Source organism: Streptomyces sp. NBC_00704 (genome assembly GCF_036226605.1).
Taxonomy (GTDB): domain Bacteria; phylum Actinomycetota; class Actinomycetes; order Streptomycetales; family Streptomycetaceae; genus Streptomyces.
In genome coordinates, this window is record NZ_CP109000.1 from 3,413,164 (window position 1) to 3,438,320 (window position 25,157).

24 protein-coding genes, 1 tRNA gene and 1 pseudogene are annotated in these 25,157 nt (G+C 72.7%); 12 read left to right on the forward strand and 14 right to left on the reverse strand.

Annotated elements, in window-relative coordinates; translation table 11 throughout:
• Positions 1–2 precede the first annotated feature (2 nt).
• From OG802_RS14820 to OG802_RS14830, 3 genes are read right to left on the reverse strand one after another with little or no spacing between them, the layout of a single operon-like run.
• Positions 3–887, reverse strand: coding sequence for an SDR family oxidoreductase (locus OG802_RS14820; protein WP_329410863.1), 885 nt, complete (start codon positions 885–887; stop codon positions 3–5).
• The gene (locus OG802_RS14825; protein ID WP_329410865.1) at positions 884–1,789 is read right to left on the reverse strand and encodes an alpha/beta fold hydrolase; all 906 of its coding nucleotides are present in this window, start codon (positions 1,787–1,789) and stop codon (positions 884–886) included. Before OG802_RS14825 ends, OG802_RS14820 begins: the two co-directional genes overlap by 4 nt.
• Positions 1,786–3,306 carry a flavin-containing monooxygenase gene (locus OG802_RS14830; protein WP_329410867.1) on the reverse strand — a complete coding sequence of 507 codons (1,521 nt, stop codon included), beginning with the start codon at positions 3,304–3,306 and terminating at the stop codon, positions 1,786–1,788. Before OG802_RS14830 ends, OG802_RS14825 begins: the two co-directional genes overlap by 4 nt.
• Positions 3,307–3,453: 147 nt before the next feature.
• Here OG802_RS14830 and OG802_RS14835 point away from each other — a divergent pair, with 147 nt between their 5' ends.
• Positions 3,454–4,140 (forward strand): MerR family transcriptional regulator, encoded by a 687-nt coding sequence (locus OG802_RS14835; protein WP_329410869.1) that lies wholly within the window; start codon positions 3,454–3,456, stop codon positions 4,138–4,140.
• Positions 4,141–4,210: 70 nt separating this feature from the next.
• Here the strand turns inward: OG802_RS14835 and OG802_RS14840 are convergent, their stop codons facing one another.
• Positions 4,211–5,014 carry an exodeoxyribonuclease III gene (locus OG802_RS14840; RefSeq protein ID WP_329410871.1) on the reverse strand — a complete coding sequence of 268 codons (804 nt, stop codon included), beginning with the start codon at positions 5,012–5,014 and terminating at the stop codon, positions 4,211–4,213.
• A gap of 96 nt (positions 5,015–5,110) precedes the next feature.
• Between OG802_RS14840 and OG802_RS14845 the strand changes: the two genes are divergently transcribed.
• Positions 5,111–5,593: a GNAT family N-acetyltransferase gene (locus OG802_RS14845; RefSeq protein WP_329410873.1), complete on the forward strand. Its 483-nt coding sequence runs from the start codon at positions 5,111–5,113 to the stop codon at positions 5,591–5,593.
• Between the two features lie 21 nt (positions 5,594–5,614).
• Here OG802_RS14845 and OG802_RS14850 read toward each other — a convergent pair.
• A pseudogene (locus tag OG802_RS14850) lies at positions 5,615–5,779 on the reverse strand (LuxR C-terminal-related transcriptional regulator); the annotation flags it as partial.
• A 26-nt stretch (positions 5,780–5,805) separates the two neighbouring features.
• Between OG802_RS14850 and OG802_RS14855 the strand changes: the two are divergent.
• The gene (locus OG802_RS14855) at positions 5,806–6,057 is read left to right on the forward strand and encodes a hypothetical protein (protein WP_329410875.1); all 252 of its coding nucleotides are present in this window, start codon (positions 5,806–5,808) and stop codon (positions 6,055–6,057) included.
• A 187-nt stretch (positions 6,058–6,244) separates the two neighbouring features.
• Here the strand turns inward: OG802_RS14855 and OG802_RS14860 are convergent.
• From OG802_RS14860 to galU, 7 genes are all read right to left on the reverse strand, one after another.
• A tRNA-Ala gene (locus OG802_RS14860) sits at positions 6,245–6,318 on the reverse strand.
• Positions 6,319–6,400: 82 nt separating this feature from the next.
• A complete protein-coding gene (gene sepX / locus OG802_RS14865; RefSeq protein ID WP_329410877.1) occupies positions 6,401–7,903 on the reverse strand; it encodes a divisome protein SepX/GlpR in 1,503 nt (500 codons plus the stop codon).
• A 186-nt stretch (positions 7,904–8,089) separates the two neighbouring features.
• Positions 8,090–8,761: a GNAT family N-acetyltransferase gene (locus tag OG802_RS14870; RefSeq protein ID WP_329417065.1), complete on the reverse strand. Its 672-nt coding sequence runs from the start codon at positions 8,759–8,761 to the stop codon at positions 8,090–8,092.
• Positions 8,758–9,267 carry a MogA/MoaB family molybdenum cofactor biosynthesis protein gene (locus OG802_RS14875; RefSeq protein WP_329410879.1) on the reverse strand — a complete coding sequence of 170 codons (510 nt, stop codon included), beginning with the start codon at positions 9,265–9,267 and terminating at the stop codon, positions 8,758–8,760. Before OG802_RS14875 ends, OG802_RS14870 begins: the two co-directional genes overlap by 4 nt.
• Entirely contained in the window at positions 9,264–9,743 is a 480-nt protein-coding gene (moaC, locus tag OG802_RS14880; RefSeq protein WP_329410880.1) for a cyclic pyranopterin monophosphate synthase MoaC, read from the reverse strand. The genes OG802_RS14875 and moaC overlap by 4 nt, the downstream gene beginning before the upstream one ends.
• 84 nt (positions 9,744–9,827) lie before the next feature.
• Positions 9,828–11,153 carry a molybdotransferase-like divisome protein Glp gene (gene glp, locus OG802_RS14885; protein ID WP_329410882.1) on the reverse strand — a complete coding sequence of 442 codons (1,326 nt, stop codon included), beginning with the start codon at positions 11,151–11,153 and terminating at the stop codon, positions 9,828–9,830.
• Positions 11,154–11,158: 5 nt separating this feature from the next.
• Positions 11,159–12,061: a UTP--glucose-1-phosphate uridylyltransferase GalU gene (galU, locus tag OG802_RS14890; RefSeq protein ID WP_329410883.1), complete on the reverse strand. Its 903-nt coding sequence runs from the start codon at positions 12,059–12,061 to the stop codon at positions 11,159–11,161.
• Between the two features lie 115 nt (positions 12,062–12,176).
• Here galU and OG802_RS14895 point away from each other — a divergent pair, with 115 nt between their 5' ends.
• Complete coding sequence (locus OG802_RS14895) at positions 12,177–12,803, forward strand: 5-formyltetrahydrofolate cyclo-ligase (protein ID WP_329410884.1); 627 nt, start codon at positions 12,177–12,179, stop codon at positions 12,801–12,803.
• Between the two features lie 193 nt (positions 12,804–12,996).
• Here OG802_RS14895 and OG802_RS14900 read toward each other — a convergent pair whose 3' ends face one another.
• Positions 12,997–15,816 carry a penicillin acylase family protein gene (locus OG802_RS14900; RefSeq protein ID WP_329410885.1) on the reverse strand — a complete coding sequence of 940 codons (2,820 nt, stop codon included), beginning with the start codon at positions 15,814–15,816 and terminating at the stop codon, positions 12,997–12,999.
• Between the two features lie 218 nt (positions 15,817–16,034).
• On the opposite strand from OG802_RS14900, the gene OG802_RS14905 reads away from it, so the two are divergent.
• From OG802_RS14905 to mscL, 6 genes are all read left to right on the forward strand, one after another.
• Positions 16,035–17,597, forward strand: a complete 1,563-nt coding sequence (locus OG802_RS14905; RefSeq protein ID WP_329410886.1) for a potassium/proton antiporter — start codon at positions 16,035–16,037, stop codon at positions 17,595–17,597.
• Between the two features lie 284 nt (positions 17,598–17,881).
• Positions 17,882–19,174, forward strand: coding sequence for an MFS transporter (locus OG802_RS14910; protein WP_329410888.1), 1,293 nt, complete (start codon positions 17,882–17,884; stop codon positions 19,172–19,174).
• A 67-nt stretch (positions 19,175–19,241) separates the two neighbouring features.
• Positions 19,242–19,571, forward strand: a complete 330-nt coding sequence (locus OG802_RS14915) for an FmdB family zinc ribbon protein (protein WP_329410889.1) — start codon at positions 19,242–19,244, stop codon at positions 19,569–19,571.
• Positions 19,572–19,880: 309 nt separating this feature from the next.
• Complete coding sequence (locus tag OG802_RS14920; RefSeq protein WP_329410890.1) at positions 19,881–20,726, forward strand: S-methyl-5'-thioadenosine phosphorylase; 846 nt, start codon at positions 19,881–19,883, stop codon at positions 20,724–20,726.
• A gap of 321 nt (positions 20,727–21,047) precedes the next feature.
• Positions 21,048–21,719, forward strand: a complete 672-nt coding sequence (locus tag OG802_RS14925) for an RcpC/CpaB family pilus assembly protein (RefSeq protein ID WP_443055248.1) — start codon at positions 21,048–21,050, stop codon at positions 21,717–21,719.
• A 108-nt stretch (positions 21,720–21,827) separates the two neighbouring features.
• Positions 21,828–22,295, forward strand: coding sequence for a large conductance mechanosensitive channel protein MscL (gene mscL, locus OG802_RS14930; RefSeq protein WP_329410894.1), 468 nt, complete (start codon positions 21,828–21,830; stop codon positions 22,293–22,295).
• A gap of 37 nt (positions 22,296–22,332) precedes the next feature.
• Here mscL and OG802_RS14935 read toward each other — a convergent pair whose 3' ends face one another.
• Positions 22,333–22,515 carry a hypothetical protein gene (locus OG802_RS14935; RefSeq protein ID WP_329410895.1) on the reverse strand — a complete coding sequence of 61 codons (183 nt, stop codon included), beginning with the start codon at positions 22,513–22,515 and terminating at the stop codon, positions 22,333–22,335.
• Between the two features lie 98 nt (positions 22,516–22,613).
• Here OG802_RS14935 and OG802_RS14940 point away from each other — a divergent pair, with 98 nt between their 5' ends.
• Entirely contained in the window at positions 22,614–23,912 is a 1,299-nt protein-coding gene (locus OG802_RS14940) for a low temperature requirement protein A (protein ID WP_329410897.1), read from the forward strand.
• A gap of 53 nt (positions 23,913–23,965) precedes the next feature.
• Entirely contained in the window at positions 23,966–24,994 is a 1,029-nt protein-coding gene (locus tag OG802_RS14945) for a P1 family peptidase (protein ID WP_329410899.1), read from the forward strand.
• The last annotated feature ends 163 nt before the right edge of the window (positions 24,995–25,157 follow it).

The following is a 25,157-nucleotide window of genomic DNA, read 5'->3' on the forward strand; positions in this document are numbered from 1 at the left end:
GATCAACTACGCTGCGTAGCTCTGGCCTGTTCGTCGGCGGAGCCGCCCGCTCCCACCAGCCCCGTCCGCATCCCCTGCAACCGGGGTGCGAACCGCTTCATCTCGCGCCGGCCGACCGTCCCGATGATCCCGGGCAGGTACCCGCGCACCGACTGCATTCCCCGCAGCCACCCCTGTCCGTACACGTGCGGGGAGCGCCGCTCGATGCCGGCCACGATCCGGTCGACCGCCGGTCCGAGCGGGTACGTCTTGTTCGCCGGCCACGGCAGCCGCTGCCTCAACTCCCGCATCACCTCGTCCTGGTCGGCCCCGCGCACCATGTCGGTGTCCGTCCACGACAGGTATCCGACGCCCACCCGGACGCCCTGGTGGGCGACCTCCGCGCGCAGACTGTGCGCGAACGCCTCCACGCCCGACTTGGACGCGCAGTACGCGGTCATCATCGGCGCCGGCGTGATCGCGGCGAGCGAGGCGATCTGCAGCAGATAGCCGCGGCTCTCGCGCAGCAGCGGCAGGAACGCGCGGGCCGTGACGGCCGACCCGATCAGGTTCACCTCGACGACCCGCCGCCACGAGTCCGGGTCGGAGTCCGCGAACGGACCGCCGTTGGCGACACCGGCGTTGGCCACCACGACGTCCACCTTGCCGAAGCGCTCCTTGACCTGAGCCGCCACCGCGCTCATCGCCTCGTGGTCGGTGACGTCGGCGTACCAGTGGTCGCTGTCGCCGTGCAGCCGCTCGGACACCTGCTTCAGCGCGTCCGGCTCCAGACCGACCAGCGCGATGCTCGCGCCGCGCGCGGAGAGCTTGCGGGCGAGCAGCTCCCCGACCCCCCGCGCCGCCCCGGTGACGACGACGACCTGTCCCTCGAGCTCGACCCTGCTCATGCGCCCTCCTTCAACTGCGTGTACGTGGTGACGAGTTCCCGGATCCGTGCGGTGACCAGGGCGGGCTCCTCGACCGGCGTCATGTGTCCGACGCCGGGCAGTTCGGTGACGCCCAGGGAGTGCGGCAGCGCCGCCGCGATGCGGTGCGCCTGCACCGGCGGCGTCAACCGGTCGGCGGTGCCGACCAGCACGGCCGTCGGCACGGTCAACCGGCCCACGCCGTGGTCGAGATCGAGCAGGTGCAGCACGCCGGACCAGGCGTGCCGCACCCGGCGCGGGCAGGCGTGCACGATCCGGGCGCACGCCTCCACCATGTGCGGGGCCGCTCCGGCGCCCATCGTGGCGTACTTCAGGATCCGCATCGCGACGGGTGTGACCGGCCCGAGGGGGGCCCGCGAGCCGAGGACGTGCCGGGTCAGCCAGGTCCGCAGCCGGCCCGGCCGCAGCGGGAGGACGGTGGACTCGGCGACCAGCCGCGAGGCGCCGGTGCTGCACAGCAGGACGGCTGCCGCGTGCTCCGCGAAGGCCTCCCGTCCGGCCGCCGCCAGCACCGTCATGCCGCCCATGGAGTGACCGGCGATCACCGCCTTCTCGCCGGGGGCCAGGGTCGCCCGCAGGACGGCTTCCAGGTCGTCGGCGAGGGCGTCCGTGCTGCACGCGGCGCTGGCCGGGGTGCGTCCGTGTCCGCGCTGGTCGTAGGCGATCACGCGGTGGTCGGCGGCGAGTTCGCGGATCTGGGCCGCCCAGAACGCCGTCGAGCAGGTCCAGCCGTGGGCGAGGACGACGGCGGGCGCGGCCCCGGCCCCCGAGGCCGGGCCGTGGATCTCGACGTGCAGCCGGGCGCCGTCGGCGGAGACGGCGGTCAGCTCCCGCACGGAGGCGGCGGCGCCGGCGGCGCTCATGCCGTCACCTCCTTCTCCTCGCCGGCCTGCGCGCTGCCGGACCCGGGGCGGGCGGGCGCGCGCACCACCTCGTACTCCGCGAGGTCCACCCGGCGGGTCGCCCGCCGGAACTCGGCGGTGGTGCCCGGCCAGACGGTCGTGTTGCGGCCGCTGGCGTCCAGGTACCAGCTGGTGCAGCCGCCCGTGCTCCACACCGTCCGCTTCATCCGGTCCTGCACCCGGCGGTTCCAGGCGTGCACCGCGCTCGGGCGGGCGTCGAGGGCCGCGCGGCCCCCGAGGACGTCGAGCTGGCGCAGGTAGTCGGCCATGTAGTTCAGCTGGGACTCGATCATCAGGATCATGGAGGAGTTCCCCAGTCCGGTGTTCGGGCCGATGATCGTCATCCAGTTGGGGAACCCGGCGGCGGACGCGCCCCGCAGGGCCTCCATGCCGCCCTTCCAGCTCTCCGCGAGGGTCCGCCCGTCCGCGCCCACCACCCGGTCGGCGATCGGCATGTCGGTGACGTGGAACCCGGTGCCGAACACGATCACGTCGGCCTCGGTCTCGGTGCCGTCGGCGGCGACCAGCGTGGAGCCGCGCACCTCGCTCAGCCCGCTCGCGACGACGTCCACGTTGGGGCGCGTGAGGGCCGGATAGTAGGTGCTGGACAGCAGGATCCGCTTGCAGCCGATGCGGTAGTCGGGGGTGAGCTTCGCGCGCAGGGCCGGGTCCTTGACGGCGCGGGCCATGTTGCGCCGCGCGAGCGCCTCGACGAAGCCGAGTTCGTTCGGATGCTTGGTGAACGCCTGCACCTGCAACTCGCGGATCCCCCACAGCAGGCCGCGCCGCAGCCGGGCGGTGACGGGCAGGGCCCGGTGCAGGGCGCGCTCCGCGCCGCTGACGGCCCGGTCGACGCGGGGCATCACCCACGGCGGGGTGCGCTGGAACAGGGTGAGCCGGGAGACGTCCGGCTGGATGGCCGGCACGATCTGGACGGCCGACGCGCCGGTGCCGACCATGGCGACCCGCTTGCCCGCGAGGTCGTGGCCGTGGTCCCAGCGGGCCGAGTGGAAGACCTTGCCGGGGAAGGAGTCCAGGCCGGGGATCCGCGGGATCTTCGGGTCGGACAGCGGTCCGGTGGCCGACACGACGACGTCCGCGAAGTAGCGCCCGGCGCTCGTCTCGACGTCCCAGCGCAGCTCGCGCGCGTCCCAGGTCATCCGCAGCACCTCGGAGTCGAGCCGCAGGTGCGGCCGCAGCCCGAACACGTCCGTGACGTGCTCCAGGTAGGCGCGGATGTGCTCCTGGCCGGAGAAGGTGCGCGGCCAGTCCGGGTTGGGCGCGAAGGAGAAGGAGTAGAGATGGGACGGCACGTCGCAGGCGCACCCGGGGTAGCTGTTGTCCCGCCAGGTCCCGCCCACGCTGCCGGCCCGTTCCAGGATCACGAAGTCCGTGATCCCCTCCCGGCGCAGCCGCACTGCGGCCCCCAGTCCGCCGAAGCCGGATCCGATCACCGCCACCCGTACGTGTTCGGTCATCCCGACACCTCCCAGCCGTGCGACTCTCGCGACCTTCGCGACTCTGCCAGTGAACACTGGCGCAATGGGAGCGTAGAACAGGCCCGTACCGATGGGTAGGGGGCCGGGGGAAGGAAAGTTACCGGCGGTACAACATAAGCTTCGCCCGTGACCCACAAGCGCGAGTACCGGACGGAGGAGCTGGCGGCCGAGGCCGGCATCACGGTGCGCACCCTGCGCTTCTACCGCGAGCGCAAACTCCTCGCCCCGCCCCGGCGCGAGGGCCGCATCGCCTGGTACGACGACCACCACCTCGCCCGGCTGCGCACGATCTCGGCCCTCCTCGAACGCGGCCACACCCTCACCGGCATCGCCGAACTCGCCGACGCCCTGGACCAGGGCAGCGACGTCGCCGAACTGATCGGCGTCGGCGGCCCCACCGAGGAGGAGCCCGTCCACCTCACCCCCGAGGAACTCGCCGCCCGCTTCGAGGGCCAGGTCACCCCCGAGAACCTCGCCGCCGCCCTCGACCTCGGCTACCTGGGCACCGACGGCGACGAGATCGTCCACATCAGCAGACGGCTGCTGGACGTGTCGTCCGCCCTCGTCGCCGAGGGCATCCCGCTCGCCGAGGTCCTCGCGGCGGGCGTCCGCGTCCGCGAACACGCCGACGCCCTCGCCGCACTCTTCACCGACCTGATCCTGCGCCACGCCACCGAGAAGGACCTCCCCCGCCTGCGCCCCCTGGCCCGCAGCGTGGTCGAGGCGGAACTCTCCCTGGCCCTGGACCGACGGCTGCGGCGCGACACGCACGGGGCCCCGGAGGCCAGGGAGGCCGGGGAGCAGGGGGCCTGAGGCGGACACGCCCGGGAGGCGCGAGCGGGGGCCTGAGGTCCCACCCGGCTCCGCACGGCCGCAGGCCTGCCTAGAGGTCGTAGACGACGGTCACGGGTGCGTGGTCCGACCAGCGCTCGGCGTGCGTGGCCGCCCGCTCCACCAGCCCCTTCACGGCCTTGCCGGCGAGACCGGGCGTGCCGACCTGGAGGTCGATCCGCCATCCCGTGTCGTTGTCGAAGGCCCGGCCCCGGTACGACCACCAGGTGTACGGGCCCGCCATGTCCGGGTGCAGCTCCCGGACGACGTCCACGTAACCGCCGTCCGCCGGGGCGAGGACCCGGCCCAGCCACTCCCGCTCCTCGGGCAGGAAGCCCGAGCTCTTCTGGTTGGCGCGCCAGTTCTTCAGGTCGGCCGGCTGGTGGGCGATGTTCCAGTCGCCGCACACCAGGACCTCACGGCCGTCGGCGGCGGCGCGTTCGCGCAGTTCCTTGAGGTGGGCGAGGAACGCGTCCATGAAGCGGACCTTCTCGTCCTGGCGCTCCGTGCCGACCTCCCCGGACGGGAGGTAGAGGGAGGCGACCGTCACACCGGGCAGGTCGGCCTCGACGTAGCGGCCGCTGCCGTCGAACTCGGCCGAGCCGAAGCCGATCCGGACGGCGTCCGGCTCGCGGCGGGTGTAGAGCGAGACGCCCGCACGCCCCTTGGCCGCGGCCGGGGCGTGGGTCACGAACCAGCCCTCGGGAGCCCCCGCGGCCTGCGGCAACTGCTCCGGCTCGGCCCGCACCTCCTGGAGGCACAGCACATCGGCGGAGGTGTCCGCGAGCCACTCCACGAAGCCCTTCTTCGCGGCGGCACGCAGTCCATTCACATTCACGGAGGTCACGGTCAGCACCCCGGCACGATACCGGGCCGGGCCTCGCGGGACGGGTCCGGTCCGGGCGGCGGACGCCGGGCGAACCGCATTGGGGATACACGTACTGTGTACGGCGTGAAAATACGTCCGGTCCCCTTCGACCACCCCGACGCGGTCAAGCTCAACGACGAGGTCCAGGCCGAGTACCACGAGCGCTACGGCGACGGCGGCGACGCCACCGTCCTCGCGCCCTCCGACTTCCAGCCGCCGCGCGGCGTCTATCTCATCGTCTACGACGAGACCGGCCGCCCGGTGGCCACCGGCGGCTGGCGCAGCCAGGACGAGAACGGCGAGGGCAACCAGGACGGCGACGCCGAGCTGAAGCGCATGTTCGTGGTCCGGGACATGCGCGGACGCGGTCTCGCACGGCGGATCCTCACCGCACTGGAGGACGACGCGCGAGACGCCGGGCGCGTGCGGATGGTCCTGGAGACCGGCACCGAGCAGCCGGAGGCCATCGCCCTGTACACCTCCAGCGGCTACGAGCCGTGCGCGAAGTTCGGCTACTACCGCGCGTACGAGGAGAGCCGCTGCTACGCCAAGCCCCTCGGCTCCTGAGGCGGGCGGCGCGCGGGCCCCTCAGCTTCTGAGGTAGGCCAGCACCGCGAGGACCCGGCGGTGGCTGTCGTCGGCGGGCGGCAGGTCCAGCTTGGTGAGGATGCCGCCGATGTGCTTGCCGACGGCGGCCTCCGAGACCACGAGCGCCCTGGCCACCGCACCGTTGGACTTCCCCTCGGCGCCCAAGCGCCCACCGTCGACGGTCCGTTGCGGTGGTGGGCACGGTGCGCGCTCTGGGCTTCGAGAACGCCGTCCTCTGTACGGCCGACCAGGCCGCCCGACTGTCCCCGGCTGTCGTCCGGTTGATGGTGGAGGCGGACGCGGGGGCCGTGCGCACAGCGGTCGCGGACGCCGGCGTGCGCGGCCTCACCGGGGTCTCGCGCCGGCTCTCCGACGCCGGCCCCGGCCAGGACGCCGAGGCCCTGACCGCGCTCAACGCCCTCTTCGGCACGGCCGGGGGGTGAACGCCTTCGCCTGCGAGCGCTCCGGTGGAGGGGCGCGTCCGGTGAGGGACTGACGCCCGCACTCACGCACCGAGCCCCCGGCAGCCCGCGGCCCGAACACGGGCCCGGCGACGGCGGATCCTCCGCGAGCGGTCCCGGAATGGCCAAAGCCCCGGTCGGGAATCCCGACCGGGGCTTTGAGCTGCAGTGGACCTGTGGGGATTTGAACCCCAGACCCCCTCGATGCGAACGAGGTGCGCTACCAGACTGCGCCACAGGCCCTTGCAACGAGTGAAACTCTAGCATCCCCGTCGGCCTGCTTGGAAATCCGTTCCCCGAGGCCGGGCGGGGGGTGGCGGGGCCCTTATTCGTTGGCGGCGCGGGGGCGCTCGCCGTCCTCGTACTGGTCGAACAGCGGGGTGCGGCCGCGTTCGCGGGAGCGCCGGGCCGAGGCCGCGCGCCGTGCGTCGCTGCGCTCGCCGCCCTCCGCGGACCGGTCCTCGGCGCCGTCGTCCGCTTCCGGTTCCCCGGCCGGGGAGTGCCCGGCGTCGGCCGTCTCCTGCTCCGGGGCGACGGAGCTGGACCGGGCCGAGCTCCAGGCGTCGGGCGCGGAGAGGTCCACGTCGGACGTGGCCCGCGGGGCGACCGGCGCGGTCACGTAGGTGGGCAGCGGGACCGGGACCGGGTCCCAGCTGTCGCCGTGCCCGGGGCGGCGCTGCCGCTCGCGCTGCTGGTCGACCCACTCGGCGTGGTCGGTCTGCTCGACGAGCGCCCTGCGGTCCGCGGCGAGGGCCAGCAGGCCCGGGTCGGTCTCCGGCCCGGCGCCCGCGTGCGGCTCCTCTGCGCCGGCGTCGGAGCCGGCGTCGGGGGACTGCGCGCCCGCCGGGGCGGGGGCCCGTCGGCGCGGCTGGCGTTCGCGCAGCCGCTGGGCGGCTACTTCGGCGCGCCTGCGGTCCATCTGGTAGGCGAAGCGGCGGTGCTCCTGGGCGCGCAGATAGGCGATGTACGCGCTGAGCAGGACGGCGGGCACGGCGGGCGCCCAGAGGAAGGCGAGGCCGCCGACGGCCGCGACGATCGCGCCGAGCGTGAAGGCGGCGAAGAGCATCACCGTGGTGCGCCGACGGCGCGCGAGCGCCTTCGAGCGCTGGGCGCGCGCGGCGGACGCCTGGGCGGAGGCGGCCTGGCGGGCGGACGGCCGCGCGGCGGACGCCTGACGTGGGGCCGGCGCGCGCCGGCCCGCCGCGCCCCCGCCGCCGTCGCTCGCGGAGGCGTGGGAACCGCGCGGGGCGGGCGGGGCGGGGAGGGTCTGCGACGTGTGCGGAGTGTGCGGGGCGTGGGCGGCCGACGGGTGCGGAGCAGCGGCTCCGGTGGCCGCGGACGGCGCGGAGGCGTGGTCGCGGGGCGACCTGACGCCCTGTTCGCGCGCCTCGCGCGCCTCGCGCCCGGAGTCGGCCGCCGGCTCGCGCGCCGGTTCACGCACCGCGTCGCGCGCCCCTTCGGGACGTCCCGTTCCGCGTTCCTGGGCGCGCTCGTGGCCGCGCTCGTGGCCGCGTTCCTGTCCTCGCTCGTGCACCGGCGCCTTCACCTGGGGACGGGTCGGCGGCATGGCGAAGGCCCGGACGTCCACCGTGTCGGTGACGGCGTCCGGGGCGCCGGCGTCGGACGCCTCCTCGGCGGAGCGTGCCCGCAGGTCCCTGGCGTACCGGCGCTCCATCCCCGCCCTTCCGGACAGCAGCCGGATGGCGGTGCTGAAGCGTTCCGTGGGACGAGCCTCGTTCAGCTCGTCCTGCCTACGGAGCCACATGGGCACCAAGTAGGCGGCCCAGGCCCCGACGATGACTGCGTAGATGAGGCCGCTGCTGCTCACGTCTCACACCGTAGAGGGGTTTACGTGAGGCCATCCGCCAATTGAGCCGGTGTGTCGCACGATCCGGCTGATATTTCGAACTTTTTTTGTGACCGATGCGATCAGCAGGCCGCCATGGGTGCGAATTCCCTGCCTGAGACCGTCACCACCCGATCATTCTCGAACGCATATCCATCGAACATTCATTCAATTCCCGAGGTCACGCTGATTGCCCCCGGCATTGCCCTGCGCGCTCTGCGGCGAGGTACGCGCGCGTGTGCGCCGCCAGCGGCTCAGCAGACCGTCGAGGGCCTCCTCCGCCGTGAGGGCGAACACCAGGTGGTCGCGCCAGGCGCCGTCGATGTGGAGATAGCGCGGACGCAGTCCTTCCTCGCGGAATCCGAGTTTCTCCACGACCCGGCGGCTGGGCCCGTTCTCGGGGCGAATGCAGACCTCGATGCGGTGCAGTCCGACGGTGCGGAAACAGTGGTCCACGACCATGGCGACGGCCGTCGGCATGACCCCGCGGCCGGCGACCGACTCGTCCACCCAGTAGCCGACGTGCCCCGAGCACATCGACCCCCAGGCGATCCCGGCGACCGTCAACTGCCCGACGAGGCGCCCCTGGTACTCGATGACGAACGGGAGCATCCGCCCCGCGTTCGCCTCGTTCCGCAGATGCCGCACCATCTGGCGGTACGTCGGCCGGTGCGCGATCGGACCGCTGGGCGCGGGCGGCGGGATGGTCGCCTCCCAGGGTCGCAGCCAGTCCCGGTTGCGCCGGTTGACCTCGCGCCAGGCCCGCTGGTCGCGCATCTTTATCGGCCGCAGGACGATGTCGCCGTCGCGCAGCTCGACCGGCCAGGATGGGCTGTTCAGCTCGCACCCCCCTGGCCGGAACCCGGGTGGTCGCCGCCGCGGATCTGGTCGACGGCGTGGACCAGCAGCGGTTCCAGGACGGCCAGGCCGTCCTTCACCCCGCCGGTGGAACCGGGCAGGTTGACGATCAGGGTGCCGCCCGCCACTCCGGCCAGCCCGCGCGAGAGGGCCGAGGCGGGCACCTTCTCCCGGCCGTACGCGCGGACGGCCTCGGCGATGCCGGGGACCTCGCGGTCGATCACCGCGCGGGTCGCCTCGGGCGTGCGGTCGGTGGGCGAGATGCCGGTGCCGCCGGTGGTGACGACGACGTCGTATCCGGCCTCGGCGGCGGCCCGCAGCGCGGCCTCCACCGGTTCGCCGTCGGGGACGACCTGCGGGCCGTCGACGGCGAAGCCGAAGCCGCGCAGGCCCTCGGCGACCAGGGGCCCGCCCCGGTCCTCGTAGACGCCGGCGGCGGCCCGGTTGGAGGCGGTCACCACGAGGGCCCGGTACGGCGCCGCGCTCATGCCCGGCTCCAGTCGCCCGACTTGCCGCCCGTCTTCTGCTCCACGCGCACGTCCGTGATCACCGCTTCCTTGTCGACGGCCTTCACCATGTCGATCACGGTGAGCGCGGCGACGGAGACCGCGGTGAGGGCCTCCATCTCGACGCCCGTGCGGTCCGTCGTCTTCACGGTGGCGGTGATCTCCACGGCGTCGTCCGCGACCGACAGGTCCAGTTTCACACCGGAGACGGCCAGAGGATGGCACAGCGGGATGAGGTCCGGGGTGCGCTTGGCGCCCATGATGCCCGCGATCCGCGCGGTGGCCAGCGCGTCCCCCTTGGGCACCCCCTCGCCGCGCAGCAGCTCGATCACCCGGGGCGAGACGAGGACCCGCCCGCTGGCCCGGGCGGTGCGGGCGGTGACGTCCTTGCCGGACACGTCGACCATGCGCGCCGCGCCCGCCTCGTCGATGTGCGTCAGTCGGTCCTGCGTACTCATGCTGGTGGCGCTCCCGGTCCGGGCCCGGCGCGGTGCGGCGCACGGGCCTGCTGTGCGCGACACGGTACCCCCAACCAGGAGCGTTCAGCCGAGCAGGACGACCTCGACCTCGGCGCCGGGCTCGACGCTCTCCACGTCCTCGGGGACGACGATGAGCGCGTCGGCGTGCGCGAGGGCGGCGACCAGGTGGGAGCCGGCGCCGCCGACCGGGCGGACGGCGCCCTCGGCGTGCACCGCGCGCAGGAACTGTCTGCGGCCCTTCGGCGAGGTCAGCGCCTTGTCGGCGGTCAGCTTCGCGCGCGTGACGGGCCGGTGGACGTCCGCGAGGCCCATCAGGGTGCGGATGGCGGGGCGGACGAACAGCTCGAAGGACACGTACGACGACACCGGGTTGCCGGGGAGGGCCAGCAGGGGGGTGTGGTCGGGGCCGACGGAGCCGAAGCCCTGGGGTTTGCCGGGCTGCATGGCGAGCTTGCGAAACTCGACGCCCGCGCCCTCCTCGTCCGCGTCGCCGACGTGCTCCAGCGCCTCCTTGACGACGTCGTACGCCCCGACGCTGACCCCGCCGGTGGTGACGACGAGGTCGGCGCGCACGAGCTGGTCCTCGATGGCGGAGCGCAGGGTCTCGGCGTCGTCGGCGACCGCGCCGACCCGGTAGGCGATCGCGCCGGCGTCGCGGGCGGCGGCGGTGAGGGCGAAGCTGTTGGAGTCGTAGATCTGGCCGCTGCCCAGCTCCTCGCCGGGCTGGACCAGCTCGCTGCCGGTGGACATCACCACCACGCGCGGGCGCGGGCGCACCCGCACGGAGGCGCGGCCGATCGCGGCGAGCAGGGCGATCTGGGGCGGTCCGACGACGGTCCCGGCGTCGAGGGCGCGGTCGCCCGCCCGCACGTCGCTGCCCTTGGCGCGCACGTGCGCGCGTGCCTCGGCGGGCCGGTGCACGCGCACGTGCCCGGCGGCCTGTTCGGGGGCGAGGCTGCGGGCGCGCATCCCGCTGACCGGGCCCTCGCCGAGCCCTCCGTCGGTCCACTCCACGGGGACCACGGCCTCGGCGCCGGGCGGCAGCGGGGCGCCGGTCATGATGCGGGCGGCCTGGCCCGGCCCGACGTGGAGCAGATCGGCGGCCTGTCCCGCCGCGACGTCGCCGACGACCTCCAGAGCGGCCGGGAACTCCTCGCTCGCGCCCGCGACGTCCGCGACCCGTACCGCGTACCCGTCCATGGAGCTGTTGTCGAAGGGCGGCAGCGACACCGGCACCATGACGTCCTCGACGAGGACGCAGCCCTGGGCGTCGGGCAGTTGCAGCTCGATGGGCTCCAGCGGGCGGACGGTGGCGAGGATGTCCTCCAGGTGCTCGTCCACCGACCAGAGGCGGTCCTCGGCGGCGGGGCGGGGCGCGGCGGTGCTCAAGGTGGCTACATCTCCTCGGTGACGTAACTGCGAAGCCAGGACCGGAAGTCCGGACCCAGATCCTCACGTTCGCACGCGAGTCTGACAATGGCACGCAGATAGTCGCCCCGGTCGCCGGTGTCATAGCGGCGGCCCTTGAAGACGACGCCGTGCACGGGACCGCCGACCTTCTCGTCCTGGGCGAGCTGCTGGAGGGCGTCGGTGAGCTGGATCTCGCCGCCGCGGCCGGGCTCGGTCTCGCGCAGCACGCCGAACACGCCGGGGTCGAGCACATAGCGGCCGATGATCGCGTAGTTCGACGGGGCGTCGGCCGGCTCCGGCTTCTCCACGAGACCGGTCACCTTGACGACGTCGCTGTCCACCGTGGTGTCGACGGCCGCGCAGCCGTAGAGGTGGATCTGCTCGGGGGCGACCTCCATGAGGGCGACGACGCTGCCGCCGTGCTGCTCCTGGACCTCGATCATGCGCTGGAGCAGCGGGTCGCGGGGGTCGATGAGGTCGTCGCCGAGGAGGACGGCGAAGGGCTCCTGCCCGACGTGCGGGGCCGCGCACAGGACGGCGTGGCCGAGGCCCCTGGGGTCACCCTGGCGTACGTAGTGCATGGTGGCGAGGTCGCTGGACTGCTGGACCTTGGCGAGGCGGGCGGCGTCGCCCTTCTTCTGCAGGGCCGACTCGAGTTCGTAGTTGCGGTCGAAGTGGTCCTCCAGGGGCCGCTTGTTGCGGCCGGTGACCATGAGGACGTCGTCGAGACCGGCGGAGACGGCCTCTTCGACCACGTACTGGATAGCGGGCTTGTCCACGACCGGCAGCATCTCCTTGGGAGTGGCCTTGGTCGCCGGCAGGAACCGGGTGCCGAGTCCGGCCGCGGGGATGACAGCCTTGCTGATCCTGGGATGGGACTGAGTCATGCCGGTCACCTTATCCGCTGGCTTTGAGCCGAATCTGTGGATCTGGCCAATTCATGATCATATGAACTTACTGAAGCTGTGTGAGAGCAATGGACGACCGGTGCGGGAGCGGCATATGAGTCACCTCGACGGCGGATCACCGCCCGACAAACGCGCGATGCGGCGGGCGTTCCTCGGCACGAGGAACGAGCTGACGACGGACGACCTGCGCTCGGCCGCCACCGCGCTGGCCGAGCGCGCCCTCGAACTGCCCGAGCTGGCACGGGCGCGCACGGTGGCCGCGTACGTCTCCGTGGGCGCCGAACCGGGCACGCCGGCGCTGCTGGACGCGCTGCGCGCCCGGGGAGTGCGCGTGCTGCTCCCCGCCCTGCTGCCCGACAACGACCTCGAATGGGGCGCGTACTCCGGCGAGGGGTCTCTCGCCCGCGTCCAACACGGCGGGAAGACGGCCCTCTTGGAGCCGGCCGGCGAGCGCCTCGGCCCGGACGCCGTGACCGGCGCCGACGTGGTGCTGCTGCCCGGCGTCGCGGTCGACGCGCGCGGGACGCGGCTCGGCCGCGGCGGCGGTTCGTACGACCGCGTGCTGGCCCGCCTCGCGGCGCACGGAGCACACCCCTTCCTGGTGGTCCTGCTGTACGACGCCGAGGTCGTCGAGCGCCTCCCGGACGAGCCGCACGACCGGCCGGTGCAGGCCGTGGTGACCCCGTCGGCGGTCCACCGCTTCACCGAGCCCCGGTCCTGAGCCGCGGCTCTGAGCCCCGGCCCTGAGCCCCGGCCCTGAGCCCCGGCCCGGTGCAGGCCTGCCCGCCGCCCGCCGGACCACCCGCCCGGCCGCCGCCCGCGCGGCCGCCGTCCGCGCGGCCGCCGTCCGGCCGCGGCGAAGGGGGCCCTCCACGCGCGCGTGGAGGGCCCCCTTCGCGTTCGCGCCGGCCCGCTCAGGGCTTGAGGACCAGGGTGTCGCTGGTGCTGTCGTCGACCGCCTTCTTGGAGAAGGACCAGTCGAGCAGTTCACCGTCGGCCCACTTGCCCGTCTGATCGGTGTAGTGGGCGCTGAAGGCGTGGCCCGACGCGCCGCTGAGGTTGATCCACTTCGACTTGTCCAGGTCGGCGAGGTTGACCACCATCCGCATCGACGGCACCCACACCACCCCGTAGCCGCCGGCCGCGTTCCAGCCGGTCGCGTTGACCGCCGCCTCGCCGCCGCCGAGCTTCCAGGGGCCGCGGTTGAGGATGTACTGCAGGAAGCCGGGGCCGCTGGTGCCCAGGGTCTGGTTCTTCAGGAACAGCCGGTGCAGCCGCCCCCAGCTCCAGGTGTCGATGTCCTTGCCGAGCTTGGCGGTCAGTTCCCAGCGGGCGTCGATCAGGGCCCGCTCGAACAGCGCGTCCCGGTCGTGGTCGGCGCCGGGGCGCCGGGTGCCCGACGAAGGCGTCGTCCACCACGGGCTGTCCTTCTTGTCGAGCAGGCGGCGCACGACCTCGAACCAGCGGTCACCGCCGTCCGGCTGCGCCTGGTCGGCGTCGCGCTGGCCGCACTCGCGGACCTTGCGGGTGTCGTCGACCGGGCCCGTGGAGTCGACCGGGTCGACCCACAGGCACTGGCCCTCGACGCGCAGCTCCTTGGGCAGCTTGTTACCGAAGGCCAGCTTGAGGATGTTGCGCCAGACCGCGTTGAAGTACGCGGCCGCCGCCGAGTCCGGGTCCTGGGTGTAGTCCCACTTGAGCAGCAGCTCCTGCGCCTGGCGGACGTCCGCGTCCTTGGGGTTGATCTTCTTCAGCACGGGGCCGAGCAGCCTGGCGATCGTACTGTCGTCGTCCAGCTGCATCTGGCGCATGTCGTCCGTGGAGAGCTTGCCGCCGCCCTCGATCTTCTGATTGATGAGGACGGTGATCCGCTGGCTGCGGGTGCCGTAGCCCCAGTCCGTGGTGAGGGTGTACGGGTACGCCTTCTTGTCGACGACGGCCTGGTTGGCGGTGACGATGTACCCGCGCGGGGGGTCGAACTCGTGGGGCAGTTCCTCGAAGCGGATGCTCCCGGTCCACTTGTACTTGGACTTCCAGCCGGGCGTCGGGACCGAGCCGTCCATGCCCTTCGCGCGCGTGGGGATCTTGCCGGGCAGCTGGTAGCCGATGTGCTCGGCGTCGGCGTAGACGAGGTTCTGGGAGGGCACGTCGAACTTCTCGGCCGCCTTGCGGAAGCCGTCCCAGTCCTTCGCCCTGTCCATGAGGAAGACGGCGTCCATGGAGGTGCCGGGATCGAGCGCGGTCCACTTCAGGGCGACGGCGTAACCGTCGCCCCGGTCGGGCGCCGCGGTGTCGACGGTGGCCTTCTTGCCGACCTTGACGAGTTCGTCGTCCCGGTCGGACAGCAGCGGCATCCCGTCCTGGGTCTGGCGGACGACGATCGTCTTCGCGGCTCCGCCGGCGACCTTGATGGTCTCGTCGCGCCGGACGAACGGCCGGACCTTGTTGTCGTACTGGTAGCCGTCGGCGCCGGACAGCTTCTCCAGGTACAGGTCGGTGACGTCGGCGCCGGAGTTCGTCATGCCCCAGGCGATGTCCGCGTTGTGGCCGATGACCACGCCGGGCATGCCCGCGAAGGTGTAGCCGGAGACGTCGTAGGCGCACTTGGCGGACACGCTGCGGCAGTGCAGGCCCATCTGGTACCAGACGGACGGCAGCGAGGCCGACAGGTGCGGGTCGTTGGCCAGCAGGGGCTTGCCGGTGATCGTGTGCTTGCCGGCCACGACCCAGGAATTGGAGCCGATGCCGTTGCCGTTCACTCCGACGGCCGTGGGCAGGTCGTCGAGAACGCGGTAGAGGCCCGCGAGCTGGCTCTGCGCGCCCGAACCGGCGCCCTCCGAGCCGGTGCCCGTGCCGGTGCCCGTGCCCGTGCCGCTGCCGGACGTGCCGGATCCGGTGCCGGAGCCATTGCCCGTGCCGGAGCCGTTGCCCGAGCCGTCCCCGTCGCGCTCCTCGAACGTCCCGGTCTGCTCGTCGTAGCGGCCGTCCTGGACGATCGGCTTGTTGATGTCGTACGGGTACTGCGGGTACAGGTCGGCGATCTGCTGCGGGCCGAGCCTGCTGGTCATCAGGGCGCGGTCGATCTCGTCCTGCATGTTGCCGCGCAGGTCCCAGGCCATCGCCTTGAGCCACGACACGGAGTCGACCGGGGTCCACTCGGCGGGCTTGTAGTCGTTGGTGAAGCCCAGGGCCGCGTACTCCAGGGAGATGTCCGCGCCGTCCTTGCCCTTGAGGTAGGCGTTGACACCCTTGGCGTAGGCCCGCAGATACTTCTTGGTGTCCGCCGACAGGACGTCGTCGTACTCCTTCTTGGCGACGCGGTCCCAGCCCAGGGTGCGCAGGAAGGCGTCGTTGTCGACCTGGCTCTTGCCGAACATCTCCGACAGCCGCCCGGACGTCATGTGCCGGCGGACGTCCATCTCGTAGAACCGGTCCTGCGCCTGGACGAAGCCCTGCGCCATGAACAGGTCCTCGTCGGAGTCGGCGTAGATCTGCGGGATGCCGTAGCCGTCCCGCTTCACGTCGACGGGCCCGGACAGGCCCTCCAGGGCGATCGAACCCTTGGTCTGCGGGAAGGACGCGCGGACGGTGCTGATGGACCAGTAGGCCCCGTAGGCGACGCCACCGATGATGGCCAGCACCAGTACAAGCACGATCAAACGGGCTTTGCGCCCCTTCTTCCTGCCGGACTTGACGGGCTTGTCACCCGATGTGGCGGTGGTGTTGGGGGGCATCGCTGTCCTTGCTGTCCTAACGCGAGCGGCAGGGCGGGCTGTCCTTTTGAATGAGCGCTGGAGCAACCATAGGCGCAGGGCTTCGCGCCACTTGACGCGGAGTCGGGTACGCGCGCGGAAGACTGTTCGATCCCACGACCGCCGAGTGTCAAGAAATCGTCAAGAGTTAGGTAAGGTAATGAAGTAGTTGGGTGCGGGGCGCACACCGCTCGTGTCCGATGTATCCGAAGCACATATGGGCCCGCGCGCAAGGCGCGCGCGCCGGTGAAAGGGAACCGCCGCTGACTGTCCAGCACCTCAACCAGCTCCTGCTCGTCTGCTCGCTCGTCCTGCTCGTCGCCGTCGCAGCGGTCCGGATCTCCTCGCGCAGCGGGCTCCCCAGCCTGCTCGTCTACCTGGGCATCGGCATCGCCATGGGCCAGGACGGCATCGGCGACGTCCACTTCGACAACGCCGAACTGACGCAGGTCATCGGCTACGCCGCCCTCGTCGTGATCCTCACCGAGGGCGGCCTGGGCACGAAGTGGAAGGAGATCGAACCGGCCCTGCCGTCCGCCACGGCGCTGGCACTGGCCGGGGTCGCGGTCAGCGTCGGCGTCACGGCCACGGCCGCGCACTACGTGACGGGGCTGGAGTGGCGGCAGGCGCTGATCATCGGCGCGGTGGTGTCCTCGACGGACGCGGCGGCGGTCTTCTCCGTCCTGCGCAAGATCCCCCTGCCGTCCCGCGTGACGGGCACCCTGGAGGCCGAGTCCGGTTTCAACGACGCCCCGGTCGTCATCCTGGTCGTCGCCTTCTCCACGGCCGGCCCCGTGGAGCACTGGTACGTGCTGCTGGGCGAGATAGCGCTGGAACTGGCCATCGGCGCCGCCATCGGCCTCACGGTCGGCTGGCTGGGCTCCTGGGGCCTGCGGCACGTCGCCCTGCCCGCCTCCGGCCTCTACCCGATCGCCGTCATGGCGATCGCCGTCACCGCCTACGCGGCGGGCTCCCTGGCGCACGGCAGCGGCTTCCTCGGCGTCTACCTCGCCGCCATGGTCATGGGCAACGCCAAACTGCCCCACTGGCCCGCCACGCGCGGGTTCGCCGACGGGCTCGGCTGGATGGCCCAGATCGGCATGTTCGTCCTGCTCGGCCTGCTGGTCACCCCGCACGAGCTGGGCGACGACGTGCTGCCAGCGCTCGTCATCGGCCTGGTGCTCACCATGGTGGCCCGCCCGATCAGCGTCTTCCTCTGCCTGACCCCCTTCCGGGTGCCCTGGCAGGAGCAGACCCTGATGTCCTGGGCCGGCCTGCGCGGCGCCGTGCCCATCATCCTGGCGACGATCCCCATGGTGAACGGCGTCGACGGCAGCCGCCGGATCTTCAACATCGTCTTCGTCCTGGTCGTCGTCTACACCCTGGTCCAGGGGCCGACGCTGCCCTGGCTGGCGCGCAAGCTCCGCCTCGGCGGGGACCCGGAGGCCGCCGACCTCGGCGTCGAGTCCGCGCCCTTGGAGCGGCTGCGCGGGCACCTGCTGTCCGTAGCGATCCCGGAGGGCTCGAAGATGCACGGCGTCGAGGTCAACGAGCTGCGGCTGCCCGCCGGGGCCGCCGTCACCCTCGTCGTGCGGGACGGAACCTCGTTCGTCCCCCTCCCGGCGACCGTCCTGCGTCACGGCGACGAACTCCTCGTCGTGGCCACCGACCCCGTCCGCGACGCCGCGGAGAAGCGGCTGCGGGCCGTCGGGCACGGCGGCAAGCTCGCCGGCTGGCTCGGCACCGGCGACGGACCGCGTTGACGCGTTGACGCGTTGAGCACACGTTTCGCACCGTTCACACCCCCTTCATTCAGAGGCGGCCACGAGGCTGGTGCTCCTTTTCACAGGCCTCGTCGGCCTTGATCCCTGTACGATGAAGGCGCACTTTGATCGAACCAACTCTGCCTGACGCAGAGCTGGCGCGACCGTATGGCGGCCGGGACACCTCCTGCAGCGGACTCCGGCATCTACCGCAGCACGCGCAAGAGGACAGCTCTCGGCGCCCCCGCACGGGCGCGCTACCAGGCGGCAGAAAGGCACGGGCCGTGGCATCCACGGTCACCACCGAGCCGTCGAAGGACTCGTCGGCCTCCTCCCGCCCGGGATACGGGCAACTGCTGCGCACCCGCGGCGCCTGGACGTTCCTGCTGCCCGGCTTCGCCGCCCGCCAGCCGTTCGCGATGCTCACCATCTCCATCGTGCTGCTCGTGCAGCACACCACCGGCTCGTACGGGGCCGCCGGCGCCGCCGCCGCCGTCACCGGCGTCTCCATGGCGCTGTGCGCGCCCTACAGCGGCCGCCTCGCCGACCGCTACGGGCAGCGCGCGGTGCTGGTCCCCGGCGTGCTCGTGCACACCGTGTCCGGGATCGCCCTCACGGCCCTCGCCCTCGCTCACGCGCCCCTGTGGGCGCTGTTCGCGGCCGCCGTGCCCACGGGCGCCTCGGTGCCGCAGGTCGGGCCCATGGTGCGGGCCCGGTGGGGCGTGCAACTGAAGGGCTCACCGCTGATGAGCACCGCGGCGGCCTTCGAGTCCGTCACGGACGAGCTGACCTTCGTCCTCGGCCCGCTCCTGGCGACCGCCCTGTGCACCGCCGTGCACCCCGCCGCCGGTCTGGTCACCGAGGCCTCGCTGACCCTGCTCGGCGGCCTGCTGTTCGCCGCGCAGAAGAGCACCCAGCCGCGGATCGCCGCCGCTGGCCACACGCGCGTGGAGCACGCCTCGGCTCTGCGCGTCCCCGGTGTGCGCGTGCTGATCGCGACGTTCCTGGGCATCGGCTCCGTCTTCGGCGGCATGCAGGTCTCCCTCGCCGCGTTCTCCGAGTCGATCGGCGAACCCGGCCTGAACGGCGTCCTGTACGGCACCTTCGCCGCGGGCAACATGCTGTCGGGTCTGGTCTGCGGCGCGATCGCCTGGAAGGTCGCCCCGCAGCGCCGCCTGGTCGTCGCCTACGCGGCCCTCGCGCTCGTCGCCTCCGGTCTGTGGGCCGCGCACTCCGTGCTCGTCCTGGCGGGCCTCGGTCTGCTGGTCGGCATGTGCATCGCGCCCGCGCTGATCACCGGCTACACCCTGGTCGAGGGCCTGGTCCCGGCCGGGGCCCGCACCGAGGCGTTCACCTGGCTGACGGGCGCCGTCGCGCTCGGCCAGGCGGCCGCCGTCACCGTCGCCGGGCAACTGGAGGACAACGTCCGCGACGGCGCCGGTTTCCTGGTCCCGATGTGCGGCACCGTACTGGCCCTGACGGTCCTGCTGGCGCTGCGTTCGCGGCTCGCCACACGCCCACACGCGCGTACCGTCGCGCGTGGCGTCGGTCACCGCGAGCCGGTGACAGTGGACTGAACCCCGGGAATGCGTCAAGATAGACCGTCGTTAGCACTCACTGAGTGAGAGTGCCAGGAGGAAGACAGTGCCGACCTACCAGTACCAGTGCACCGAGTGCGGCGAGGGCCTCGAGGCGGTGCAGAAGTTCACCGACGACGCTCTGACCGAGTGCCCGAGCTGTGATGGCCGCCTCAAGAAGGTGTTCTCCGCGGTCGGCATCGTGTTCAAGGGCTCGGGCTTCTACCGCAACGACAGCCGCGGCTCGTCGTCGAGCAGCTCGCCGGCGTCGTCGAAGTCGTCGACCACCGACTCCAAGCCGAGCACGACCACGTCGTCGTCCTCTTCGTCGGACTCCTCGGCGGGCTCCAAGTCGTCGAGCACCGGCACCTCGGCCGGCAGCAGCTCCGCCGCCTGACGCCCACCGCGCACGGGACCCTGTCGTCGACCGACGACGGGGTCCTCACCGTTCCCGCTGCCGGGCCGGCCGGGGCGACGGGCCCTGCCCCGTCCGGATCGGCCGCACGGCCGCACCGACGACGGGCAGGTCGGCCGCGTCGTCGTCGACTTCCGACGTCATTCCTGCGACGGAGCGGCGTGGAAGCCCCCGGCCATCGGGGCGAAGGGCACCGCTGCCACGGCCTCCCGCACCGGCCGCCACCCATGACAAGCCGCACCCCCCGACTCGAAGATCATGATCCACAACTGGGGTACTAGGGTGCCGGACATGGCGAACAAGGCAGCGAACGCAGAGATCGGCGTCATCGGCGGCTCCGGTCTCTACTCGTTCCTCGACGACGTGACCGAGATCCAGGTCGACACCCCCTACGGCCCGCCCAGCGACTCCCTCTTCATCGGCGAGACCGCCGGCCGCCGGGTCGCCTTCCTCCCCCGCCACGGACGCGGGCACCACCTGCCGCCCCACCGCATCAACTACCGGGCCAACCTGTGGGCGCTGCGCTCCGTCGGCGTGCGTCAGGTCCTCGGCCCGTGCGCCGTGGGCGGGCTGCGCCCCGAATACGGGCCAGGCACGCTGCTCGTGCCCGACCAGCTGGTCGACCGGACGAAGTCGCGGACCGGGACCTACTTCGACGGCCTGCCCCTCCCCGACGGCACCGTGCCCCGCGTGGTGCACGTGTCGCTGGCCGACCCCTACTGCCCGACCGGACGCGCGGCGGCCCTCGAGGCGGCACGCGGCCGGCAGTGGGAGCCGGTGGACGGCGGCACCCTCGTCGTGGTCGAGGGACCGAGGTTCTCCACCCGCGCCGAATCCCTGTGGCACCAGGCGCAGGGCTGGTCGACGGTCGGCATGACGGGCCACCCCGAAACCGCCCTCGCCCGCGAACTGGAGCTCTGCTACACGTCGCTGAACCTGGTCACCGACCTGGACGCGGGCGCCGAGAGCGGTGAGGGCGTGTCGCACCAGGAGGTCATGCGCGTCTTCGCCGCCAACGTGGACCGCCTCCGGGAGGTGCTGTTCGACACGCTCGCCGCCCTCCCCGCCGGCACCGACCGGAACTGCCTGTGCACGAACGCCCTGGGCGGCCTGAACCCCGGGTTCGAACTGCCGTAGGGGGACCGGGGGTCGGGGGGCATCCAGGGGGATTCGGGGGACTCGTACGTCCTTGTGGTCCGGAGGTCGACCGGTCGACCGGATCCGGGTGCTTTGACCGGAGCGGCCGCCGGTCTCCCGCTCCCCGTGAGTGACGGAACTCCCCGTTGTCAGTGGCGGAACTCGTCGGTGTGAGTGACGGAACTCCTCGTTCGGGTGGCGGAGTTGTCCACAAACCGTGGACCGTCCACCGGCTCCGACGGGCGGCGCGGCCAGGGCTCATCGTGGCTGTGCAAGCCCGTCCGATCCCGTCCCTCCCCGCAGGTGGTGGTCTCCGTGTCCATGTCCGCGCTTCCTCCCTCTCCTCCGCGCCCGTCCGTCCCGCACTCCTTCCCGTCCGCGCCGTGTCCGCCCGGCCCGGAGGCGCCCGCGACATGCGAGGTGCCCGCCTTCGATCCGGTCCGTGTCGGTCACAGCCGGTACCGGCTCGGCCGGCTGGTCCGGAGCCGCAGGCGCGCCCTCGCGATCGGACTGGCCGTCACCGCCGCCGCGCTCGTGGCCGCGACTCCACGGGACGGCGACCCGGCCCGCGGACACCCGGACGGTGACGCGCACGGAAACTCACCATCCGGCGCGCGATCGTCCGCGCACGCCCCCGCGTCCCCCACCCGTACCGCCGGGAAGGTGACGGCCCCGGTGCGCATCGCCGACGCGGCCACCGTCCGGCTGCTGCGCCCCGGTGACCGGGTCGACGTCATCGCGGTCGAGCAGCCGACGGCCGTCGCGGCGGGCGGCGGCACGGGCGGCGAGGCACGCGTCGTCGCGCGCGGGGCGCTCGTCACCAAGGTGCCCGAGCCGCTGGACGCCCCTGACTCGGCCCCCGCCACCACCTTCGGCGGAAGCGGGGGCAGCGGCGGCAGCGGCGCCTTGGTCGTCCTGTCGGTGCCCCGTCCGACCGCCGCGCGCCTTGCGGGTGCGAGCGCGACGGCACGGCTGGCGGTGACGGTGTGGTGAGGTCAAGTCGCTCGTTCGAGCGACCGCGGTGGACACGCCCGTCCGGCCTTGACGTAGGTTGCGGAGCTGTTTGTTCCACAACCTGTACATGCGAGGAGTGTCCCCCAGGTGAGCGAGAAGAAGGCAAGCGTCCTGCAGGGCTTCAAGGCCTTCCTGATGCGTGGGAACGTCGTCGATCTGGCTGTCGCGGTGGTGATCGGCGCGGCCTTCACCAACATCGTCAACGCGGTGGTGAAGGGGATCATCAACCCGGTCATCGGCACGATCGGCACCCAGAACCTGGACAGCTACAGCTCCTGCATCAAGGGCAAGTGCAGCGGCACCGGCGCCGACGCGACGGGCGTGCAGATCCTGTGGGGCTCCGTGCTCGGCGCGACCCTCACGTTCCTGATCACGGCGGCCGTCGTCTACTTCCTGATGGTGCTGCCCATGTCGAAGTACCTGGCCCTGGTCGAGGCCCGCAGAAAGGCCAAGGAGGGCACGCAGGAGGTCATGGACGTGACCGAGCTGGAGGTCCTCAAGGAGATCCGCGACGAGCTGGTCGCCCAGCGCGGCTCGGGCGACCACCGGCGGTAGGCACACGGCGGGTCGGAGACGGGGGCCCGCTCCGGCTTCAGATGTGGTGGGGCGGCTTCTCGTCGAGGAAGCGCTTGAGGTCGGCCGCGCTGTCGCCGCCGGCCGACGGCCGCTCGCCCCACCCTCGGTCGGTGTCGTCCGACGACTGGCGGTCCAGCGGGTCGTCGAAGATCAGCGCGGCCTTCGGGTCACGCGGCTCGGGGGCGGCTGGGGTGCTCATGCGTCCAGGGTACGGCCCGGCCCGCCGGCCCGTTCCGGGCCCGTGCGAGGACCGCACCGCACGAGAATTTCCGCCGGTTGTCTGCTGTGCTGGGACCCATGACGTCCAGCACGCCCCCACCGGCCCAGCCCTCCGGCCGTCCCTCGCCGCCGACCGCGCCCGCGCGCGGACACCCGCTGCGGAAGCTGACCGCGCGCGGCCGGGGCGAGGCGCACCGGGTCGCCTCACCGCTCGAACTCTTCTTCGACCTGTGCTTCGTCGTGGCCATCGCCCAGGCGGGCGTCCAGCTGGTGCACGCGGTGGCGGAGTCCCACGCGGGCGAGGGAATCCTCAACTACGCGATGGTCTTCTTCGCCATCTGGTGGGCCTGGATGAACTTCACCTGGTTCGCCTCGGCGTACGACAACGACGACGCCCTCTACCGGGTGGTCACGCTGGTCCAGATCGCCGGAGTCCTGGTGCTCGCCGCCGGGGTGTCACGGGCCTTCGAGGACCACGAGTTCCTGGCCGTCTGGCTGGGCTACGCCGTGATGCGGGTCGCGATGTCCTCGCAGTGGCTGCGCGTGGCGCTGTCCACCGAGGGCGCGGAGCGCAGGACGGCCCTGCGCTACGCCGGTGGCGTCCTGTTCTGCCAGATCGGCTGGCTGGGGCTGCTGATCCTGCCCGAGGGCGGCCGGGCCTGGCTGTTCCTGGTGATGGTGCCGCTGGAGATGTGCGTGCCGCTGCTCGCGGAGCGGGGCCACCCGACGTCCTGGCACCCGCACCACATCGCGGAACGCTACGGGCTGTTCACGATCATCGTGCTGGGCGAGACGATCGCGGCGGCCACGGTCGCGGTGAAGACCGGCATCGACGAGAACGACGCGCTGGGCGAATTGCTGCCGATCGCGGTCGGCGGTCTGCTGATCGTCTTCGCCGCCTGGTGGATCTACTTCGTGGTCCCCATCCACGGGCACCTGCGCTCCAGCAGGCAGGCGTTCCTGTGGGGCTACGGGCACTACGCCGTCTTCGCGTCGGCGGCGGCGATCGGCGCGGGCCTGGAGGTGGCGGTCGAGCAGACCGTCGGGGAGGCCCACCTGTCCACGCTCGCCGCGTCGGCGGCCGTCACCCTGCCGACGGCGCTGTACCTGCTGACCGTCTGGGCGCTGCACTCACGCCACTTCAAGGTGGGCCTGGCCCAGCAGTCGGTACTGCCCGTCACCGCGCTGCTGGTGATCTGCTGCACGTTCGCGGGCGAGTGGGCGGTCCTGGCGGCAGGTCTGGTGTCGGCGCTGGCGGTGGCCACCGGTGCGACCCTCACGGCCCGCATGCTCGGGCGGGCCGCACGGGACGAGGACGCGTCGGACTCGCGGGGCCCGGACGAGGACTCGCCGGAGGGTTCGCCTTCCGCGGTGTGACGCGAGCGGACCGCGGCCTCGCGCGCGGTGCGGGCTGGGCGAGACTGGCTGCCATGACAGTTGACGCTCTGACGGACGTCGCCGGCGTGCGGGTGGGCCACGCGACGCGGACCGGCGACGGGTGGCTCACCGGCGTCACGGTCGTCCTCGCGCCCGAGGGCGGCGCCGTGGCCGCGGTGGACGTGCGCGGCGGCGGCCCCGGCACCAAGGAGACCGACGCCCTCGATCCGCGCAACCTCGTGCAGAAGGTCGAGGCGATCGTGCTCACGGGCGGCAGCGCGTACGGGCTCGACGCCGCGTCCGGGGTGATGGCCTGGCTGGAGGAACGGGGCCGTGGGGTCCGCGTCGGCCCGGATCCGGCGCATGTCGTGCCGGTGGTGCCGGCCGCCTGCGTCTTCGACCTGGGGCGCGGCGGCGACTTCCGGGCCCGTCCGGACGCGGCCACGGGTCTGGCGGCCGTGACGTCGGCCGCGGCGAGCGAGCCCGGGGCGCGGGTGGCCCAGGGGTGCGTAGGCGCCGGGACCGGCGCGGTGGTGGGGCCGCTGAAGGGCGGTGTGGGCACGGCCGCCGTCGTCCTCGAGTCGGGGATCACCGTGGCCGCGCTGGTGGTGGCGAACGCCGTCGGATCGGTGCTGGACCCGGAAACGGGCGCGTTGTACGGGGAGTTGTTCCAGGGCCGCGTGACGTGTCCGCAGGCGCGGGTGCACGAGGCCGCGCGCCGCCGCCTCGCCGAGAGCGCGGCGAGGAACGCGCCGCCGCCGCTGAACACCACGCTCGCGGTGGTCGCCACCGACGCCGACCTGTCCAAGGCACAGGCGCAGAAACTGGCGGGCACCGCTCACGACGGGATCGCGCGCGCCGTACGTCCGGTGCACCTGCTCAATGACGGCGACACCGTGTTCGCGCTGGCGACGGGCGCCCGACGGCTCGCCCCCGGCAACCCGCTCGCGCTGAACGACGTCCTCGCGGCGGGCGCGGACACGGTGACCCGCGCGATCGTCGCAGCCGTACGCGCGGCCGCGCCCGTCGACGGCCCGGGCGGCGCCTGGCCGTCCTACGAGGAGCTGTACGGCGCCCGGTGACACCGGGACCCGGACCGGCCCGTCCCCGCTGCTCCTGGGGCTGAGGGCTGCCGGCAGGGGGCGGGCGGGCATTGTCCCGGTTCTGTCACGCGCTCGTGCCAAGGCCGCCCGCGCCGCAACCCCGTCGGTCGGCGTGCCCCTCCTCCTGCACGTACGGAAGCGG